A 3,178-nucleotide genomic window follows, 5' to 3' on the forward strand; every position below is an offset into this window, starting at 1 on the left:
TGGTCCACCTGGCGCCGCCGCCATCAACACCGCGCCCGCCTCTGCCACCGCCGTTGGCACACCTACGCCGACACCACACCATGACCAGCCAGCACACCAGCGGCTATCTACAGCTGCCGTAACTGACCAGGACTTCGTAGCCCTCGATCAATGGAGGCAGAGCATCCAGCGATAGGTTCACCGATCCACAGGTCTTGACTATTACTCGATCGATTCGCCAGTCGACGCTCGTTGGTCACAAGCGGACATGCCTCGAATCGGGCAGTGGCCGCGATAAGTGCATCACGAGTGTGATCGATGTTGCCGGACCGAAGCGCTTCTAGTACGTCTTCGTCCTCGTCTGCCCCCACTCGGCAGAAGTTGACCCGCGAGAAGTCGACTGCGGTATCACCGGTAGGCACTACACGGCCGAGGGAAGCCATCAGCAAGACCAACCAGGCCCGTCGCTCCAAGTCCGGTATCGCCACCAGCTCATCAACCGTGACGTGGGTATAGAGAATTTCTAGGCGGCCGGTTTCAATCGCGTTCTCTAGCACTTCGTAGGCACCGGGCGTGTCTGCCACCGGATCGATTGCATTCGAGTCGAACACCACGCGTCGCATGGCGAACGCTACTACGTCGAGGACCGCAACTCAGACGGACTCTGGACCCGGCGGCGTCTTGGACACGAGTTAAGTCCACCCATCGGTTGATACCTCAGGGCCTCCATCAAGGTAGCGGTTGAGGGCACTGCCCGTCGTCGACACAAACGCCTCTGGAATGGCGTCGGCATCGACCCAGCGGACCTGGGAGTGCTTGCGGGGTTCGCGGTTTTCGGGTTCGCCGGTCCAGTCGTGGGCGGCGAAGACCACCGTGAGGAAGCCGTTGGGGGCTTCGACGCCCCAGGCTCCGTGGATGATGTGGGCGACCTTGAGGGACTCGGGCTTCACGGTGAGGCCCGTCTCCTCGTAGAGCTCGCGGACTGCGGTCTCCGTGATGGGCTCGCCCGGTTCGCTCTTGCCGACGGGGAGGTCCCACAGGCCCTGGGCGAACTTGGCGTTCTCGCTGCGCTGGAGGAGGACGACGCGGTCGGTGGCCTTGTCGTGGACGATGACGGCCGCGACCAGCAGGGTCATCGATTCGAGCGCCGGCTTGAGGGCTTGAGAGCGGTCGTCGGTCTGCTGAGCCACGGGGTTCCCTTCGTCGGGCGGGTTGTTGGGCATGTTAGGCGAGGGCCTCGCGGGCGCGGCGGGCGAGATCGGCGGCGCCGGGAACGCGGCGGCTCTGGTAGACCGCGAGCGTGGAGCGGATCGAAGTGATCGCCTTACGGGTGCGGTCGGAGGTCATGCCCTCCATGAGGACCAGGGCCTGGGTCCAGGCGGCGACAGCTTCGTCGGCGCGGGCCTGGGCGGCGAGGCTGTCGCCGAGGTCGGCATGGGTGAGGGCGTGGACGCGCTTGTACTTCTCCGGGTCCCAGCGGGTGAGGGCGTCGCGGTGCTGCTGTTCGGTGCCGATGTGGTCGGCGAGGTCGGTCAGGGTACGGGCGGTGTGGCTGGCCACGGTGCCGGCAGCTGGGCCGCTGACGCGGGAGAAGCTGGGCTGTGGGCCATCGTCCCGGAGGAGAGCGTCTTCGGCGGCGAGGAGGGCACGGGCGGCCGAGGGGTTCTCGCCGGTGGCGGCGTAGGCGCGGGCGTGGGTGATGGGGAGGAGGGCTTCGGTCTGGCCGTCCACGTGGCCGAGGCCGCGGGTGAGGGCGCCTTCGACGAGGTCGACGCAGTGCTGGGGTTGCTTGAGGCGTCGCCGCCGCCGTGATGCTCCACGCCGCCCGCCCGGCCGGCGGTCTGCCCCTCCTCGACGGCGCGGGCCTCGCGGCCCTGCCGGGCCGGGCCCTCGATCACCTCCAGCGGCTGCGGAAGGCCGACCGCTGGACGGACTGCGACGACATCGAGACCGCACTCGGGAAGATCTCCGCTGCGGCCGACGCCCGCGTCCAGGGAGCGACGCTCGACCCGTTCGGCTGGGTCCACTCCGAGTTCCACCCCACGAGCGTCCACATCGGGGAGAACGGCTGGCACCTCCTCGACTTCGCCCGCGCCTTCACCGGACCTGGCCTGATCGACCTCGCCTCCTACCACGGCACCACCGACGTACCCAGCCCCCTCCGGCTGCACGTGTTCCTGGAGCAGTACGTCACTGCAGGCGGCCACGAAGACGCCCTCGCCGCCCGGGGCGGCCTGGCCGCCGAGGCATGGGCCCTTGGCTGGCACCGCATGTGGGCCGTCGAATGGTTCATGGAGCAGGCCATCCGCTGGATCAACGACCCGGCCAAGGACCCCGCGTACATCCCCGTCGTCCGGCGCCACCTGAACGACGTGGTCCAACTCCTGGAGGTCTAGGTGCTCGCCCAGGTCTCCCCCTGGTACGCCCACGCAGCCCAGCGCATAGCCGCTTCCCCCGCCCACGCGCTCACCGCACCGGCCCGGATGGAGTGGAGCACCCACGCGGGCCTCGGTCCCGGAGCTGAGATTCTGGGACGGGACCTGCGCGGCAAGCGCCTCCTGGAGCTGGGCTGCGGCCCCGGCCACAACGTGGCCCACCTCGCCAAGCACCACCAGGCCCGCATCACCGGCGTGGACCTCGTCGGACTCCAGATACGCCGCGCCCGGTCCCACTACGGCCACCTCGACGGCGCCACCTTCGCCGCCGGCCACGCACTGCACCACCTGCAAGCCACCGGCCAGACCTTCGACGCGATCTACTCCGTATTCGGCGCAGTCGGCCTCGTCGCCCCCGAGCTCCTACTCGCCGCGATCTCCCGCCGCCTCAAGCCGGCTGGAGTCCTGGCTTTCTCCGTCCCGCACCCGGCACGGGCCGGAAGACATCCATCCACGGACGACCGTCCGCGCGAGGACTACGTCACCATGCCCGACCGCACCCGGCTACCCATCGCCCGATGGGAGTTCGATGCCCGGCGCTGGGGCGCACACCTCGCGCGTAACGGCCTGCGCATCACCTCGGCGCTGGAGCTGCGTCACCCTCGCCGCGACCCGTGGCCGACCACCCTCCTGATTACCGACCCTGATGGTTAATTCGGTCAGGCTGTCAGGGCGAGTTCGAGGCGGGCGAGGTGGGTGGTTCTGGTCCGGTCGATGGGGTGGCCGTTCCACCAGGCGTGGAGTCGGATCAGGTTGAGGGCGAC

Annotated in this window: 2 protein-coding genes and 2 pseudogenes; 2 read left to right on the plus strand and 2 right to left on the minus strand. The window is 68.7% G+C overall.

All coding sequences use genetic code 11. From position 1 onward, the window contains the following. Positions 1-671: 671 nt before the first annotated feature. The gene (locus tag OTB19_RS42355; RefSeq protein WP_267804187.1) at positions 672-1,202 is read right to left on the minus strand and encodes an NUDIX domain-containing protein; all 531 of its coding nucleotides are present in this window, start codon (positions 1,200-1,202) and stop codon (positions 672-674) included. Between the two features lies 1 nt (position 1,203). After that, positions 1,204-1,776 (minus strand): annotated as a pseudogene (locus OTB19_RS42360) (hypothetical protein); the annotation flags it as partial. Between OTB19_RS42360 and OTB19_RS42365 the strand changes: the two are divergent. Both OTB19_RS42365 and OTB19_RS42370 read left to right on the plus strand, forming a co-directional pair. Beyond that, positions 1,773-2,375, plus strand: a pseudogene (locus OTB19_RS42365) (aminoglycoside phosphotransferase family protein); the annotation flags it as partial. The pseudogenes OTB19_RS42360 and OTB19_RS42365 sit on opposite strands and share 4 nt — an antisense overlap. After that, positions 2,376-3,068 (plus strand): SAM-dependent methyltransferase, encoded by a 693-nt coding sequence (locus OTB19_RS42370; protein ID WP_267804188.1) that lies wholly within the window; start codon positions 2,376-2,378, stop codon positions 3,066-3,068. Positions 3,069-3,178 lie beyond the last annotated feature (110 nt).

The sequence above is a fragment of the Streptomyces sp. H27-H5 genome (assembly GCF_026627505.1).
Lineage (GTDB): Bacteria > Actinomycetota > Actinomycetes > Streptomycetales > Streptomycetaceae > Streptomyces.